Genomic DNA, 15,921 nt, shown 5'->3' with positions numbered 1-15,921 from the left:
CGAGGCGACCCCTGCCCCCCGGCGGGTTTGTTGGTGGGAGGGGCAGAACACCCCCCGCGAACCGTTGCCGGTCAGCAGGAGATGTTGCCGCCGCCGACGTCGGTGCCGAGGACGCCGACGAACTTCTTGTAGAGGTTGATGCGGTCGTTGCGCTCGTCCGGGTTCTTGCCGTTGCACTCCAGGTCGCCGTTGATGCTGCGGATGGTCTCGCCGAAGCCCTTGCCGTTGACGATGGCGTCGTGCGCGGTCATCGTCCCGGCGCCCTTCTGGGAGTTCCAGAACCAGAGGCCGGTCTTCCAGGAGACGGCCGGGTTCTTCTCGACCTGGTACGGGTCGTGCAGCAGGTCGATGTGCAGGGCGTCGCCCGCCGCCTTGTAGTTGAAGTTCCAGCTGATCTGGAGCGGGCCGCGCCCGTAGTAGGCGCTCTTGCCGGCCGGACAGCCGTAGGGCTGCGAGGCGTCGCAGTAGTGGCTGTAGTTGGCGGTGTTCTGCTCGACGACGTACTTCAGGCCGCCGGTCTCGTGGCTGACGTTGGCGAGGAACGCCGCGGCCTCGCGCTTGCGGGTGGCGTCGTTGCCGGTGGTGGTGAACCCGGGGTAGGCACTGAGGGCGTCGGTCAGGCCGCGGTAGGTGTAGAAGGAGTTCCGGCTCGGGAACATCTGGTTGAACTGGGCCTCGCTGACCACGAACGAGGCGGCGGCCGCTGGTGTGGCGTGCCCGGTGAGCGCGGTGGTGCCCAGGGCGACGGTGCTCAGGACGGCGGCCGAGGCGGCCATGGACAGGGTGCGGGAGAGCTTCATTGTCACTTCTCGCTTGTCGTCGGGGTGGGGGCGCTTCGGGGGCGCTTCGGGGGCGCTTCGGGGGTGCTGCGGGGGTGCTTCGGTGGCGCTTCGGGATGCTCCGAGGGGTGCTCCGGCGGGTGCTTCGGGAGCGAAGCGCCGGGGAACATCGTGGTGCGCCGATTCCGGGAAAAGGCGCCGACCAGCACCCAAACCACTCGTTCGGGGTGTATCCGGCCCAGAAGGTGAGCGCGATTCAGGCCAATTCCAGCTCGTCCGACACACCGACAGATTGATCATCCGGTCATCAGATACGCGGGATAGCCTCGTCCGCGCACATGGCAGACACCGCGAACGGGGGGACGACCACATGGGGCACGCCGACGACGAGGGTGACGAGCGGCTGGCGGCGGAGGGCGAGGTGGCGGTGGCCCGGTTGGCGATCGACTCCGGGGACCTCCCGCACGCCGCCGACCACCTGGCCGACGCGATCCTCGCCGACCCCCAGCTGCCCGAACTGCACGAGGCGCTGGCCGAGTTGTGCGCCGCCGCCGGAGGCCCGGCCGCCGCCCGCGACCTGTTCCCGCTGGACGGCCAGGTCTACCTGGGCACCGTCGCCTGCCGGGCCCACGTCGAGGCCGCCGCCGGGGACTGGGACACCGCCGTCGGCCTGCTCGCCTCCGCGATCCAGTACGAGCCCGCGAGACCCTGGGCGCACGCCGCCTGGCTCGCCCGCGAGGACCTGCCCGCCCTCGTCGACCCGGACGCCGTCGCCCAGGCGGTGGCCCGGGCCAGCGGCGGACTGCCCGACCCGCTGCCCCCCGAACTCGCCGAAGCCGTCCAGCCGTTCGAGGACTTCGTCCAGTCCGTGGTGGCCCGCCACGGCGACCACGCGCTGCTGCTCGCGATGGCCTCCGGCCTCACCCGCCGCCTCGGCGCCACCGACCGCGCCGTCGAACTCGCCGAACTGGCCCACCTGCTGGCCCCCGGCTACCTGCCGTCCGTGATGCTCGGCAACGCCCTGCGCGCGCACGGCCGGCCGGAACGGGCGCTCGCCGTCTGGGAGGCCGAACTGGCCCGGGTCGAACCGGAGCGGGACAACTCCAGCAGCTACCTCGCCGTCGACGTCGCCGAGTTGTACGGCGCCCTCGGCCGCCCCGCCGACGGCCTGCCCTGGCTGGACCGCGTGCTCGCCACCGAACCCGACCACCCCAAGGCGGCCCCCGCCCGGTACGGCCTGCGGCACGCCGCCGACGGCGACCCCGCCCACCTGCTCGCCCTGGCCGACCACCACCGCGCCCACCCCGACCACGAGTACGCCCAGGACCTGCTGGAACGCCTCAGCCACCGGGAACCCTGGCTCGGCATGGTCTCCGGCGCCACCGAGGCGACCGTCAACGTGCTGCACCAGGTGCTCGCCGCCCCCGGCACCACCCGCGACAGCGAGATCGAGTGCAGCGCCTCCGCCGTGGAACCGCCCAGCTCCCTGCTGGCCGTCCGCCTCGCCCTGCCGCGCTCCACCGTCGCCTACCAGTCCGTCGCCGAGCCCGACCCCCGGCTGCCGCTGGCCGAACCGGCCACCCGGATCTGGGCCTGGGACGGCACCGACCCGCGCCCGGCCGTCGCCCCGCCCGCGCCGGACAGCGCCGAACTCGTCCGGGCCACCGCCGAGATCGTCTGGGCGACCGTCCCCGCCGCCTACGACCACGCCGTCCGGCTGGCCGGGCTGCCCCTCGACGACCTGCTCGGCGCGCTCGTCCACCCGCCGATGCCCCGGGAGGACGACCTCGGCCGGGCCCTGCTCGCCCACCAGCCCGAACTGTGGGTGCGGGCCGTCCAGGTCTTCGCCTGCCTCGGCATCGCCCACCACCGCACCGACCAGCCGTGGGAGGACTCCGAGCGCCGCCGCGTGCTGGTCGACCTGCTGCTCGGACCCGAGGACTGGGTGGTCGAGGCGGCCGGCTTCGCCCTCGTCGCGATCGGCTGGACGCACCCCGAGACCCGCGCCGACATCGCCGACCGGCTCCGGCAGCGGCTGCACTACAGCGCCCGGGCCCGCCGCACCCGCGTGGTGACCGTCCTGCGCTCGCTCGCCGCGCTGGCGCTCACCGCGCCCTGGCTGCCCCGGGCCGACCTCGACCTGGCCCGGCGGATGATCGAGCGGGCCGAGGCCCAGGAAGCCAGGGAAGCCGGGGCCGCGCGAGAAGCCCAGGAAGTCAAGCAGATCGAGGAGCAGCCGGAACCCCGCCCCGGCCTCCTGCGCCGCCTCTTCCGGCGCGCCTGACGGGCGCTACACCAGAGGCCGGCGAGCGACGCCCGTCACCCGGTGCCCGTCACCCGATGCCCGGCAGCGGATCCTGGTCGACGTCGAAGCGCGCGACCCGCTCCGCCGGATCGCGGCACTCCGGGCCGAGCCGCAGGATCCGCGACTCCGGGTCGTGCAACGGGCGATGGCAGCGGCGGCAGGTGACGCGGGGGCGGATGGCCTCGGGGGTGTCGGTGCCCGGGATCGGGTCCGGGCCGCCACCGCTCGGGCTGCCACCGGTCGGGCTGCCACCGGTCGGGCTGCCACCGGTCGGGCCGCCACCGGTCGAGCCGCCGCCACTCGGGCCGTTGCTGGTCGGGACGCTGGTCATGGGGAGACGGTAGCCCGGCCTCGGGGAACATCGGTACAGCGGTCGGCGCCGAGATTGATCATGGTCGGCCGGCGCACCGGCTGGGGGCTCCGCCGGGGTTCGCGGAAAGATCGCCGGGCGGGTCCTCAGGCCGGCTGCGCCGCAACCGGGACCGCAACCGGGACCGCGGCCTGTTCCGCTTCCGGCACCGGCCGTCCCGGACCCGCCGCCCTCGGTGCCGCGCTCGACGGGCTCTTCAGCAGCAGGGCGCAGGCCAGCGCGGCCAGCAGGGCGAGGCCGGCGGAGACCAGCAGGCACAGCCGCATGCCGTCCAGGAAGGAGTTGCTCAGCGCGGTCAGGGCCTGTCCCGTGGCGGGGCCGAGGTCGAGTCCGGCGACGGCGCCCAGGCCGTGTTCGCGGGCGGCGTCCAGGACACGCGCGCCGGTCTGGGCCGGGACGCCGGCGTTCGCGAGCTGTTCGGGCAGGGCGTTCAGGGCACGGGTGGTGAGCAGCGCGCCGAGGACGGCGGGGCCGAGCGCGGCGCCGACCTGGCGGATCGCGTTGTTGCCGGCCGCGGCCATCCCGGCCAGGTGGAAGGGAACGGCGGAGACCGCGGAGGCGGTCATCGGGGTGAGCACCGCGCCCATGCCGAGTCCGAGCAGTACCAGCCGCCAGGTCAGCGCCGCGTAGGAGGTGTGGGCGTCGACGCCGGTCATGGCGAACATCGCGGCGGCGATCAGCACCAGCCCGGAGGTGATCAGCACCCTCGGCGGGATCCGGTGCATCAGCCGTCCGACAGGGAGGCCGGCCACCAGCGAGGTGCCGGACACCAGCACCATCCGCAGTGCCGCCTGCATGGTGCTCAGGTGCTGGACCAGGCCGAAGTACAGGCTGAGCACGAAGAAGAAGCCGATCAGGCCGAGGAAGCTGACCACGGCCACCAGCGCGGTGGCGGTGAACGCGGGGCTGCGGAACAGCGCCAGGTCCAGCATCGGGCCGGCACTGCGGAGTTCCACCAGGACGAAGGCTCCGGCGGCGACCGCGCCGAGCGTCAGCGCGGTGATCACAGCGGGTTCGCCGAAGCCGTCCGCGCCGCCCTCGATGACGCCGTAGACCAGTGCGGTGACGGCGACGGCGGCGGTTATCTGGCCGGGCCAGTCGAGCCGGCGGCCGTGCGGGGCGCGCGAGTCGGGCAGCCGGAACGCGGCGACGGCCAGCAGGGCCACGGAGAGCGGTATCGGCAGCAGGAAGATCCAGCGCCAGGTGGTGTGCTCCAGCAGGGCGCCGCCGATCAGCGGGCCGACGGCGAGCGGGGCCGTCAGGCTCATCGCCCAGAAGCCGATGAACTTGCCCCGCTCGCGGTGGTCGGGCACGGCATGGCTGATCAGCGTGAGTGTGGTGGGCAGCAGGGCGGCGGCGCCGATGCCGGAGACCGCCTGCCCGACCCACAGTGCCTGCACCGAGCTGGACAGCAGCGAGATCGCGGCGCCCAGCGCACAGAAGACCATGCCGGTCTGGAAGACCTTCTTGCGGCCGTGGACATCGCCCCAGACGCCGGTGGTCAGGATCAGCGCGGCCATCGGCAGCACGAACGCGTCCGACACCCAGGACAGTTCGGAGGTCGACGCGCCCAGCGCGCGCTGGATCGCCGGCAGGCTCACCGACACGGTGGTGACGGGCAGGTAGGCGACGAAGACACCCAGGCAGGCCATGACGAGCGTGGCGGCCCGTCCGGCCCTGAGGTCCGGCGTCGTTGTGGAGTTCACGGGGTCGTTCCTTCGGCTGCTGCGGGGGAGGCCCCGCATTCTCGGAGCGCCGCCGGGAGCGTGCGCCCGCTCCCGGGGGCGACGGCAGACGGCAGCCGCCCGTGGAGCCGCCGATCAGCTTCTCCCCGAAGCGCCCGAAACCCGCGGTCGATCCCACCAAGCGTCCCGGAACCTCCATCTGGGGTTCTGGCGATGGGACCATTCCTCCATGGCTGATGATCTGGACCGCAAAATCATCCACGGTTTGCAGTGCGTGCCCCGGGTCTCGTTCCGGCGGCTCGGGGAGGTCATCGGCGTGTCCGAACAGACTGTGGCGCGCCGCTACGCCGCCCTGCGGCGGGACGGCCTGCTGCGCGTCGTCGGACTGGGCAACCTGAACGCCGACGGCCAGGCGGAGTGGATCGTCCGGCTGCGCTGCCGACCTGATGCGGTGGCACCACTGGCCCAGTCACTGGCCCGCCGGTCCGAGGTGGCGTACGTCGGCATCGCCTCCGGCGGCTCGGAGATCATCTGCATCATCCGGTCCCCCGCCGGAACCGACCAAGACGACCTACTGCTGCGCCAGCTGCCGCGAGCGGGCGCGGTCCTGGACGTGAACGTCGACCTGGTCGTGCGTGTCTACGGCGGTCCCGGAACCGCGCCCTGGACCGACCCCGACGCCTCGCTCACCCCCGAACAGGTGCGGCGGCTGACCTCCGGCCACCCCACCCCGGCAGTGGCCTCGTCGACGCCCCTGGGCGAACAGGACCTGCCGCTGCTGCGCGCGCTCGCCGAGGACGGCCGGGCCACCCATACCCACCTGGCCGAGGTCACCGGCTGGTCCAAGCCCCGGGTCGCCCGTCGCCTGGAGGCACTGGAGGCAGCCGGCTCGCTCACGTACGACGTCGACACCCTGGCCGAGCGCCTCGGCTACCGGCTCAACGCCACCCTGTGGCTGCAGGTCGATCTACCGCGGCTGCACCAGGTCGGCGAGGAGGTCGGCGGCCACCACGAGTGCGCGTTCGTCGCCGCGATCAGCGGACGCCACAACCTGATGGCCGTGGTCGCCTGCCGGGACACCCCCGACTTCTACCGTTACCTCACCGGCCGCCTGGCCCACGTCGAGGGCATCCGCGGCTACGAGATCAGCGTCCGGGTGAGCCGGCTCAAGCAGTCCGCCTCGCTCGTCCACCACGGGCGGCTGATCCACCCGGCGCTCGTATGACGCCAGCACCGGGCCGCCGGACCGCTGAGCGACCGGCCGTCGGGCCGTCGAGCTGTCGGCGGGGCCGTGAAAAGATCCCCCCATGGCCACGGACCGCAGCAGCGCAGGAGATCCGGCGCGCACCCTCGCCCTGCTCTGGGGGCTGACCGCCGAGGAGAAGCCCGGCCGGCGCGGCCCGCGACAGGCCCGGTCGACCGGCGAGATCGCCGCCGTGGCCATCGCCCTGGCCGACGCCGAGGGCGTGGACGCCGTCACCATGCGCCGGGTGGCGCAGGAGCTGGGGCTGTCCCCGATGGCGCTGTACACCTACGTCCCCGGCAAGGCCGAACTGCTCGACCTGATGCTGGACACCGTCTACGCGACGACGCCGCGCAGCGCCCCCGCCGACGACGGCTGGCGGGCCAGGGTCACCGCCGTCGCCGACGACAACCGGACGCTGCACCGCGCCCACCCGTGGGTCTCGGCGGTCTCCACCAGCCGCCCGCCGCTCGGCCCGGGCCTGATGGCCAAGTACGAGTACGAGCTGCGCGCCTTCGAGGGCACCGGCCTGCCCGACGTCGAACTGGACGCGGCGCTCACCCACCTGCTGGGCTTCGTCCAGACCTGCGCCCGGATGGCCGCCGACGAGCGCGCCGCCCGGCAGGACAGCGCGATGACCGACGCGCAGTGGTGGGCCGCCAACGCCGAGCTGCTCGCCAAGGTCTTCGACGCCGAGCGCTACCCGGTCGCGGCCCGGGTGGGCGCCGCCGCCGGCGAGGCGCACGGCGGCGCGTACGACCCGGACCACGCGTACGCCTTCGGCCTGGCCCGCGTGCTGGACGGGCTGGCGGCCCTGATCAGCGAGCGCTAGGCCGGGCGTCGTACTCCGCGCGGGCGGCCTCGACGGCGGGGACCCGCTGCTCGGACCAGTGCGCGAGGGCGGCGACCAGTTCGGCGGCCTCCCGGCCGAGCGGGGTGAGGCTGTAGTCGACCCGGGGCGGGATCACCGGGTGGGCCTCGCGGTGCACGAAGCCGTCGCGTTCCAGCGTCTGCAGGGTCTGCGCGAGCATCTTCTCGCTGACGCCGGAGACCCGGCGGCGCAGTTCGCTGAAGCGGTAGCCGCGCTCGCGCAGCGCGCCGAGCACGAGGACGCCCCAGCGGCTGGTGACGTGCTCCAGCACGCCCCGGGACGGGCACATGCGGTCGAACACGTCGGCCGGCGGCAGCTCGCGCACCGGGACGGCCGGGCGGCCTTCCTCCAGGGTCTTCATGACTGTCCTGCCATTACCTTCATGTCAGTACCGTACTTTGAAGTGCGTACTTTCGAAAGGTTAGTGCAGTCCCTAGGGTGAGTTTCGAGGCAGGAACCCCATCGAGGCACAAACCCACCCGAGGAGCATCCCCATGTACGTCGTCACCGGTGCCACCGGCCAGCTCGGCCGTCTCGTCGTCGAGGGCCTGCTGGCCGCCGTCCCCGCGAGCGAGGTGGCGGTCGCCGTCCGCTCCGCCGAGAAGGCGGCCGACCTGGCCGCGCGCGGGGTGGCCGTCCGCGTGGTCGACTACGACGACCCGGCGTCCCTGGCCGGCGCCTTCGCGGCCGGCGACCGGGTGCTGCTGATCTCGGGCAGCGAGGTCGGCCGCCGGATCCCGCAGCACCGCGCGGTGGTCGACGCGGCCCGTGCGGCCGGCGTCGCGCTGTTCGCCTACACGAGCGCGCCGGGCGCGGCGACCTTCCGGCTGGCCGACGAGCACAAGGCGACGGAGGAGCTGATCCGCGCATCCGGCCTGCCGTCCGTCCTGCTGCGCAACGGCTGGTACACCGAGAACTACCTGGGCGGCGCGGCCGGCACGGTCGCGCGCGGCGTGGTGCTCGGCAGCGCCGGGGACGGCCGGGTGGCCACCGCCCCGCGCAAGGACTACGCGGACGCGGCGGTCGCCGTCCTCCTCGGCGAGGGCCACGAGGGCCGGGTGTACGAGCTGAGCGGCGACGCCGCGTGGAGCCTGGCGGAGCTGGCGGCCGAGCTGGCGCTGGTCTCCGGGCAGCCGGTCGCGCACCAGGACGTGGCGCCGGCGGAGCACCTCGCGGCGCTGGTCGGCGCGGGCCTGCCGGAGGGCTTCGCCGAGGTGCTGGTGGACGTGGACGCGGGCATCGCCCGTGGCGAGCTGGCCGGCACCCCGGGCGACCTGGCCCGGCTGATCGGCCGCCCGACCGTCCCGCTGGCCGAGTCGGTCCGCACCGCGCTCCAGGCCTGAGGCGCTCCGGGCCCGAGGCGCTCCAGGGCTGAGGCGCTCCGGGCCGGCGATGAGCCCCGCGTTTCCCGAGGTCAGCGATGTCATGACCAAAATGCGGAAACGGAGATGACAGCCTGCCCCTCCGCCAGCTACCGTCACCTCGACACACGCGCGCGGAGGGCAGGCGGCCATGCCACAGACAACCCAGCAGGACAGCGGTCGAGGCCTCTGGTACGGCGTCGCGGCCTACGGCATCTGGGGCCTCTTCCCCCTGTTCTGGCCACTGCTGGAGCCCGGCGCCGCCGACGACATCCTGGCCAACCGGATGGTCTGGTCCCTGGTCGCCGTGGTGCTGCTGCTGATCGCCCAGCGGCACTGGAGCTGGATACGCCCGCTGCTGCGCCAGCCCCGCCGGCTCGCCATGCTGGCCGGCGCGGCCACGGTGATCTCGATCAACTGGGGCGTCTACATCTGGGGCGTCAACGCCGGGCACGTCGTCGAGACCAGCCTCGGCTACTTCATCAACCCGCTGGTCACCATCGGTTTCGGTGTCCTGGTGCTCAAGGAGCGGCTGCGGACGGCGCAGTGGGCGGCGGTCGGCGTCGGCGCGGCCGCCGTCGCGGTGCTCAGCGTCGCGTACGGGCGGCTGCCGTGGATCGCGCTCACCCTGGCGCTCTCCTTCGCCACGTACGGGCTGCTGAAGAAGAAGGTCGGGCTGAGCGGGCTGGAGAGCCTGGCGGCGGAGAGCGCCTTCATGTTCCCGTTCGCGCTCGGCTACCTGGTCTACCTGGAGGTCAGCGGGCGCGGCACCTTCGGCCACACGGTGGCCGGCTCGTACGGCTGGGGGCACTCCGGGCTGCTGCTGCTCAGCGGGGTGATCACCGCGATCCCGCTGCTGTTCTTCGGCGCGGCGGCCGTGCGGGTGCCGCTGACCGTGCTCGGGCTGCTGCAGTACCTGGCGCCGGTGTTCCAGTTCCTGATCGGCGTGGCGGTGTTCCACGAGTCGATGCCGCCCGCCCGCTGGGCCGGCTTCGGCCTGGTCTGGCTGGCGCTCGCGGTGCTCACCTGGGACGCGCTGCGCCAGGTGCGGGCCGACCGCGCGGGGCGGGCCGCGGCCGTGCCGCAACCCGCCCCCGCCAAGGCGGCCGTCAGGCGCTGATCCGCCCCTTCTGATCCGTCCTTCTGATCCGCCCCCGCCGACGCGGCGGTCAGACGCTGATGTCCCGGCTGGTGAAGCGGGACCAGGCCGCCGCGCCGAACACGGCGACGTAGGCGGCCTGGAGGCCGAGGTCCTTCCACACGCCGTCCCAGTACATCGGCTGGCGCAGGAGGTCCGCGAAGCTGAGCCAGTAATGGGTGAACAGAAACGGCCTCACGGCGTCCAACTGCGGGAAGGCGTCCAGGATCTGCACGGTGACCACCAGCCCGACGGTCGCGGCCATCGCCGCGATACCGCTGCCGGTGAGCGTGGAGACGAACAGCCCGATCGCCACCAGCCCCGCCAGCGAGGCCGCCACCACCCCGGCCACGAGCACCGCCCGCAGCAGCGCGTCGCCGAAGCCGATGGTGTCGCCGGAGATCAGCGTCACCTCGCCGAGCGGGAACAGCGCGGCGCCGGTGGCCAGCGCCGCCGCCGCGACCGCCACGGTCGCGGCCAGGCAGAACACCAGCCCGGCGGTGAACTTGGCGGCCAGCAGCCGGGTGCGCCCGGCCGGGGCGACCAGCAGGTAGCGCAGCGTCCCGGTGGCCGCCTCGCCGGCGACCGAGTCCCCGGCGACCACGCCGACCGTCATCGGCAGGAACACCGGCAGCGCGACCGCGAGGGCGGTGAAGACCAGGAACAGGCCGTTCTGGGTGGTCTGCGCGATGAAGTTCACCCCGCCGCCCTCGTGCGGGCTGCCCGTGTTGAGCTTGACGACCACGCCGATCAGGATCGGCAGCACCGCCAGGATCCCCAGCAGCACCTTGGTGCGCATCCGGCGGAAGGTCAGGTGCAGTTCGTTGCGGAACAGCGCCAGGAACCCGGCCGCCGTCTGCGGCCTCCGCCCGGCCCGGACCGGCAGCGCCCCGGCCTGTGACAGCTCAGCCCGCGACAGCTCAGCCTGCGACATCGAAGCCCTCCCCGGTCAGCGCCACGAAGGCGTCCTCCAACGTGCCCCGCTCCAGCCCGAACCCGTGCACCCGCACCCCGGCCTCGACCAGCGCCGCGCACAGCTTCGGCAGCGCCTCCTCGACCGGGGAGCCGAGCGCGCCGAGCGCGGCGAGATCGCCGTCCACCCGCCCGTCGCCGGGCAGCAGGGAGCCGACCCGGTGGGCCGCCAGCACCTCCACGGCGTGCGCCACGTCCGGTGTGCGGACCACCAGCCGGCCCTGCGCGCGGGCGGCCAGTTCGGCGACGGTGCCCTGCACCACCAGCCGGCCCCGGGACATCACCGCCGCGTGGGTGCAGACCTGCTCGATCTCGTCCAGCAGGTGCGAGGAGAGGAACACCGTGGTCCCCTCCGCCGCGACCTCCCGCACCAGCGCCCGGATCTCGCGCATGCCCTGCGGGTCCAGCCCGTTGGTGGGCTCGTCCAGCACCAGCAGCTCGCGCGGCTGGAGCAGCGCCGACGCCAGGCCGAGCCGCTGCTTCATGCCCAGCGAGTACGCGCGGGCCTTCTTGGCCGCCGCGGCGCTCAGCCCGACCCGTTCCAACGCCGTCTCGACGCGCAGGCGCCGGGTACGGGGGTCGGCGGTCGGGTCGGCGGCGTCGAACCGCACCAGGTTGTCCCGCCCGGAGAGGAAGCCGTACAGCGCCGGGCCCTCGATCAGCGCGCCCACCCGGGGCAGCACGGAGGCGACGGACTGCGGCATCGGCTCGCCGAGGACGGTGGCCACGCCGGAGGTGGGGGCGATCAGGCCCATCAGCATCCGGATGGTGGTGGTCTTGCCGGAGCCGTTCGGGCCGAGGAAGCCGAAGACGGAGCCGCGCGGCACGCTCAGGTCCAGGCCGTCCACGGCGAGCTGGCCGCCCCGGAAGCGCTTGGTCAGGCCGCGGGTCCTGATCACGTCGTCGGGCCCGGGGGAGGAGGGGGAGGAGGAGGTGGAAGGCGCGGGGCCCGGGCGCTGCTCGGCGCCCGGACCCCCGGCCGACTCCGTAACGTCCCCCGTTACGGGAGCCTTCGTCATCCGTCAGTTCACCCCGGCGGCGTGCTGGAGCACCGGCAGGGTCACCGCGCCGGCGAACACCCGGCCGTCGTCGGTGACCAGGACGTTCACCACCTTGGTGCTGATCAGCGTGCCGCCGCCGACCGGCTTGCCGAGCGACTTCACCAGCGCCTGCGGGTTCAGGGCCGCGCCCCGGCCGCCGTGCTTGCCGCCCTTGCCGCCGTCCTGCGGCACGTCGACGGCGCCGCCGGGCAGCTGCGCCGAGACCACGGTCGTCCAGCCCTCGCCGATCACGTTCACGCCGCCGTGGTCCTGGCCCGAGGCGTCCCGACCGGCCTTGCCCCCGGGCGCGGAACCCTTGGGCGCGAAACCCTGCGGCACCTCACCCTTGGCGCCCTCGTCGGCCTTGTGCTCCGTCACCTTGGCACCCTTGGGCACGGTGAAGTCGAAGGTCTTGGCGGCCGGCTTGGCGAAGGACACGTCGGTGAAGTGGACGTCCAGCACGGTGGAACCGTCGACGCCCTTGACCACCACCGAGAGCGGCACCCCGTTGTCGGCGGCGACCGCGATCCGGACCTCGGCGACGGTCGAACCGGACTGCGCGGGCTTGACGCTCAGCTGGTACGCCTTCTGCCCGGCCACGTTGGCGGTGCCAGCCACGGTGACCGACGTGGTGTCCGCGCTCGCGGTCAGGAACTGCCGGGCGGCCTCCTGCGGGGTCGTCGGCACCCCGGTCAGCGGCGCCCCGGCGTGCTTGCCGGCCGTGTCGGAGTGCTGGGCGGCCGCCTGGCCGGTCAGGCGTACGGCGGTGTTGGTCGAACTGTCCCAGGCCCAGGCCTGGTCGCCGTTGTGGACGACGGTGTAGCCGGCCATGTCCTCCAGCAGGTCGACCCGCTGGCGGTCCGGGCCGTCCACCGCGACCCGCAGCGTCTGGTCGCCGCCGAGCAGGCCGAGCAGCTTGGCCTGCGGGTCGGCCGAGGAGGATCCCTGGCCGCCGCCGCGCCCGGCCGCCGCGCCGAGCCCGCCGGCCGCGGCGCCCAGCAGCTGGCTGGGCAGGCCGAGGTCGGTGGAGACGGACACCGTGCCGGAGAGGGCCTGCGCGTCGGAGCCGAGCACCTTGGCCACCAGCTGCTCCGGCGTCAGCGAGGGAAGGTCGGGCGGGGCGTCGGCCGCCAGCGCGGGCACCAGCCCGACCCCGGCGGCGATCACCGCAGCCACCGTCAGCGGTACCCCGGCCCGCACCAGCATGCGCCGCCGTGAGCGGTACGGCACGCCGCCGTCCACGTTGTCCCCCGCCGCCGTGTCATTGGTCATGGCGTCCTCAACTCCTCTACGAACACGAGCGATTGGCTGTGCCCTTCCATTAGAGGCCCGCACCCCGCCCCCGTCATCGCCCTGCGGGTCCAGTTCGGGGTAAACCTCACGGGTACATCGACCCTGAGACGCCCTCAGGGTTGGCTACTCCGAACGTACGAGACCTGGCGTAGGGTCGCGCCATGGACGGAACCGCCATGGACGCAAGCAACCCCCCGACCGCTAACGCGATGCGGCGCGCCCTGCGCCGCGCCCGGGACGGCGTCGCCCTGGACGTCACCGAGACCGCGGTGCTGCTCCAGGCCAGAGGCGAGGACCTGAACGACCTGTGTGCGAGCGCCGCCCGGGTCCGCGACGCGGGGCTGGCGGCGGCCGGGCGGCCCGGCGTCATCACCTACTCCAAGAGCGTCTTCATCCCGCTCACCCGGCTCTGCCGCGACAAGTGCCACTACTGCACCTTCGTCACCGTCCCCGGCAAGCTGCGCCGGGCCGGCCACGGGATGTTCATGTCCCCCGACGAGGTGCTGGACATCGCCCGGCGCGGCGCCGAACTCGGCTGCAAGGAAGCCCTGATCACCCTCGGCGACAAGCCCGAGGACCGCTGGCCCGAGGCCCGCGAGTGGCTCGACGCGCACGGGTACGACGACACCATCGCCTACGTGCGGGCGATGTCGATCCGCATCCTGGAGGAGACCGGCCTGCTCCCGCACCTCAACCCCGGGGTGCTCGGCTGGACGGACTTCCAGCGGCTCAAGCCCGTCTCCGCCTCCATGGGCATGATGCTGGAGACCACCGCCACCCGGCTGTGGAGCGAGCCCGGCGGCCCGCACTTCGGCTCGCCGGACAAGGAACCGGCCGTCCGGCTGCGGGTGCTGGAGGACGCCGGGCGCAGCTCCGTCCCCTTCACCAGCGGCCTGCTGATCGGCATCGGCGAGACGTACCAGGAGCGCGCGGAGTCGCTGTTCGCGCTGCGCAAGGTCTCCCGGGCCTACCACGGCGTCCAGGAGCTGATCCTGCAGAACTTCCGCGCCAAGCCGGACACGGCGATGCGCGGCATGCCCGACGCCGAACTGGACGAGCTGGTCGCCACCGTGGCGGTGGCCCGGCACGTGATGGGCCCGGCGGCCTGCCTGCAAGCGCCGCCGAACCTGGTGGACGGCGAGTACGGGCGGCTGATCGCGGCCGGCGTCGACGACTGGGGCGGCGTCTCCCCGCTCACCCCCGACCACGTCAACCCCGAACGCCCGTGGCCGCAGATCGAGCGGCTCGCCGAGCGCTCCGCGGCCGCCGGCTTCGAACTGCGCGAACGCCTCGCCGTCTACCCCGAGTACGTGCGGCGCGGCGAGCCCTGGCTGGACCCGCGGGTGCTGCCGCACGTGCGTGCCCTCGCCGACCCGGAGACCGGGCTGGCGAACCCGGACGCGGTGGTCCGCGGCCTGCCCTGGCAGGAGCCCGAGGACCTGCCCGTCTCGTACGGGCGGACCGACCTGCACGCCACCATCGACACCGACGGCCGCACCGGCGACCGCCGGGCCGACTTCGAGGACGTCTACGGCGACTGGGAGGTGCTGCGCGAGCAGGTGCTCGCCGAGGGCGCGCCCGAGCGGCTGGTCGGCGACCTGCGCGAGGCGCTGGCGGTGGCCGCCGACGACCCGACGCGGCTCACCGACGACCAGGCGCTGGCGCTGTTCCACGCGGACGGCCCGGCCCTGGACGCGCTCTGCCGGATCGCCGACGACGTCCGCCGGGACGCCGTCGGGGAGGACGTCACCTACTGCGTCACCCGGAACATCAACTTCACCAACGTCTGCTACACCGGCTGCCGCTTCTGCGCGTTCGCCCAGCGCCGCACCGACGCCGACGCCTACACCCTGTCGCTGGAGCAGGTCGCCGACCGGGCCGCGCAGGCCTGGGAGGTGGGCGCCACCGAGGTCTGCATGCAGGGCGGCATCCACCCGGACCTGCCCGGCACCGCCTACTTCGACATCGCCCGCGCGGTGAAGGAGCGGGTGCCCGGCATCCACGTGCACGCCTTCTCGCCGATGGAGGTGGTCAACGGTGCGACCCGCACCGGGCTGTCCATCCGCGACTGGCTCCAGCGGGCCAAGGAGAACGGCCTGGACAGCATCCCGGGCACGGCGGCCGAGATCCTGGACGACGAGGTCCGCTGGGTGCTCACCAAGGGCAAGCTGCCGGCCGCCACCTGGGTCGAAGTGGTCACCACCGCGCACGAACTGGGCATCCGCTCCTCGTCCACCATGATGTACGGGCACGTGGACACCCCGAAGCACTGGCTCGGGCACCTGCGGCTGCTCGCCGAGATCCAGCAGCGCTCCCTGGAGGCCAACGGCACGGGCGGCTTCACCGAGTTCGTGACCCTGCCGTTCATCCACACCAACGCGCCGGTCTACCTGGCCGGCATCGCCCGGCCCGGCCCGACCGCCCGGGACAACCGCGCGGTGATCGCGATGGCCCGGCTGCTGCTGCACCCGCACATCCCCAACATCCAGACCAGCTGGGTCAAGCTGGGCGCGGAGGGCGCCGCCGAGATGCTCCGCTCGGGCGCCAACGACCTGGGCGGCACGCTGATGGAGGAGACCATCTCGCGGATGGCCGGTTCGGCGTACGGGAGTTACAAGTCGGTGCGCGACCTCCAGGCGATCGCCGAGGCGGCGGGCCGCCCGCACCGCCAGCGCACCACCACCTACGGCGAGGTGTCGGCCGAGCGCCGGGCCGCGGCGCTGGCCTCGGACGGGCACCTGCCGGAGCTGCTGCCGGTCCTGGACTGATCCCGCCACCGGCCTGCCGGTTCCCCCGGCCCCGGTCTGCCGGTTCCCCCGGCCGCTGCCCCCGGCTGCTGGAGGCGCTGCTGTCGCCGCGTGAGC

At 73.7% G+C, this 15,921-nt stretch carries 13 protein-coding genes; 6 read left to right on the top strand and 7 right to left on the bottom strand.

The genetic code is table 11. The annotated features are described in order from the left end of the window. Positions 1-71 precede the first annotated feature (71 nt). A complete protein-coding gene (locus ACFV6I_RS12425) occupies positions 72-806 on the bottom strand; it encodes a chitinase (protein WP_380424945.1) in 735 nt (244 codons plus the stop codon). 343 nt (positions 807-1,149) lie between these two features. On the opposite strand from ACFV6I_RS12425, the gene ACFV6I_RS12420 reads away from it, so the two are divergent. Continuing rightward, positions 1,150-3,063: a hypothetical protein gene (locus tag ACFV6I_RS12420; protein ID WP_380424943.1), complete on the top strand. Its 1,914-nt coding sequence runs from the start codon at positions 1,150-1,152 to the stop codon at positions 3,061-3,063. A 49-nt stretch (positions 3,064-3,112) separates the two neighbouring features. Here the strand turns inward: ACFV6I_RS12420 and ACFV6I_RS12415 are convergent, their stop codons facing one another. Continuing rightward, positions 3,113-3,415, bottom strand: coding sequence for a DUF6011 domain-containing protein (locus tag ACFV6I_RS12415; RefSeq protein ID WP_380424941.1), 303 nt, complete (start codon positions 3,413-3,415; stop codon positions 3,113-3,115). A gap of 125 nt (positions 3,416-3,540) precedes the next feature. After that, positions 3,541-5,106, bottom strand: coding sequence for an MFS transporter (locus tag ACFV6I_RS12410; RefSeq protein WP_380424964.1), 1,566 nt, complete (start codon positions 5,104-5,106; stop codon positions 3,541-3,543). Between the two features lie 262 nt (positions 5,107-5,368). Here ACFV6I_RS12410 and ACFV6I_RS12405 point away from each other — a divergent pair, with 262 nt between their 5' ends. Next, on the top strand, positions 5,369-6,364 hold the full coding sequence (locus ACFV6I_RS12405) for an Lrp/AsnC family transcriptional regulator (RefSeq protein WP_380424939.1): 996 nt from the start codon (positions 5,369-5,371) through the stop codon (positions 6,362-6,364). A gap of 82 nt (positions 6,365-6,446) precedes the next feature. Beyond that, positions 6,447-7,214: a TetR/AcrR family transcriptional regulator gene (locus ACFV6I_RS12400; protein WP_380424936.1), complete on the top strand. Its 768-nt coding sequence runs from the start codon at positions 6,447-6,449 to the stop codon at positions 7,212-7,214. Here the strand turns inward: ACFV6I_RS12400 and ACFV6I_RS12395 are convergent. Next, positions 7,201-7,542: a helix-turn-helix domain-containing protein gene (locus tag ACFV6I_RS12395; RefSeq protein ID WP_063351188.1), complete on the bottom strand. Its 342-nt coding sequence runs from the start codon at positions 7,540-7,542 to the stop codon at positions 7,201-7,203. The genes ACFV6I_RS12400 and ACFV6I_RS12395 overlap by 14 nt on opposite strands. 205 nt (positions 7,543-7,747) lie before the next feature. Between ACFV6I_RS12395 and ACFV6I_RS12390 the strand changes: the two genes are divergently transcribed. Next, on the top strand, positions 7,748-8,596 hold the full coding sequence (locus ACFV6I_RS12390) for an SDR family oxidoreductase (RefSeq protein ID WP_380424934.1): 849 nt from the start codon (positions 7,748-7,750) through the stop codon (positions 8,594-8,596). A gap of 169 nt (positions 8,597-8,765) precedes the next feature. Beyond that, positions 8,766-9,734: an EamA family transporter RarD gene (rarD, locus tag ACFV6I_RS12385; RefSeq protein WP_063348102.1), complete on the top strand. Its 969-nt coding sequence runs from the start codon at positions 8,766-8,768 to the stop codon at positions 9,732-9,734. Between the two features lie 49 nt (positions 9,735-9,783). On the opposite strand, the gene ACFV6I_RS12380 is transcribed toward rarD, so the two are convergent. Genes ACFV6I_RS12380 through ACFV6I_RS12370 form a run of 3 tightly spaced genes read right to left on the bottom strand, consistent with a single transcriptional unit; the run spans position 9,784 to position 13,036 of the window. Then, positions 9,784-10,686, bottom strand: a complete 903-nt coding sequence (locus tag ACFV6I_RS12380; RefSeq protein ID WP_380424932.1) for an ABC transporter permease — start codon at positions 10,684-10,686, stop codon at positions 9,784-9,786. Continuing rightward, positions 10,673-11,743 carry an ABC transporter ATP-binding protein gene (locus tag ACFV6I_RS12375; protein ID WP_380424929.1) on the bottom strand — a complete coding sequence of 357 codons (1,071 nt, stop codon included), beginning with the start codon at positions 11,741-11,743 and terminating at the stop codon, positions 10,673-10,675. Before ACFV6I_RS12375 ends, ACFV6I_RS12380 begins: the two co-directional genes overlap by 14 nt. A 3-nt stretch (positions 11,744-11,746) precedes the next feature. Next, entirely contained in the window at positions 11,747-13,036 is a 1,290-nt protein-coding gene (locus ACFV6I_RS12370; protein WP_380424927.1) for an outer membrane lipoprotein carrier protein LolA, read from the bottom strand. A 182-nt stretch (positions 13,037-13,218) separates the two neighbouring features. On the opposite strand from ACFV6I_RS12370, the gene ACFV6I_RS12365 reads away from it, so the two are divergent. Further along, on the top strand, positions 13,219-15,825 hold the full coding sequence (locus tag ACFV6I_RS12365; RefSeq protein ID WP_380424924.1) for a bifunctional FO biosynthesis protein CofGH: 2,607 nt from the start codon (positions 13,219-13,221) through the stop codon (positions 15,823-15,825). The last annotated feature ends 96 nt before the right edge of the window (positions 15,826-15,921 follow it).

This window comes from Kitasatospora sp. NPDC059803 (genome assembly GCF_042732255.1).
Taxonomy (GTDB): domain Bacteria; phylum Actinomycetota; class Actinomycetes; order Streptomycetales; family Streptomycetaceae; genus Kitasatospora.
The sequence above is the reverse complement of the archived record's forward strand: the minus strand, read 5'-3'. Positions and strand labels throughout refer to the sequence as shown.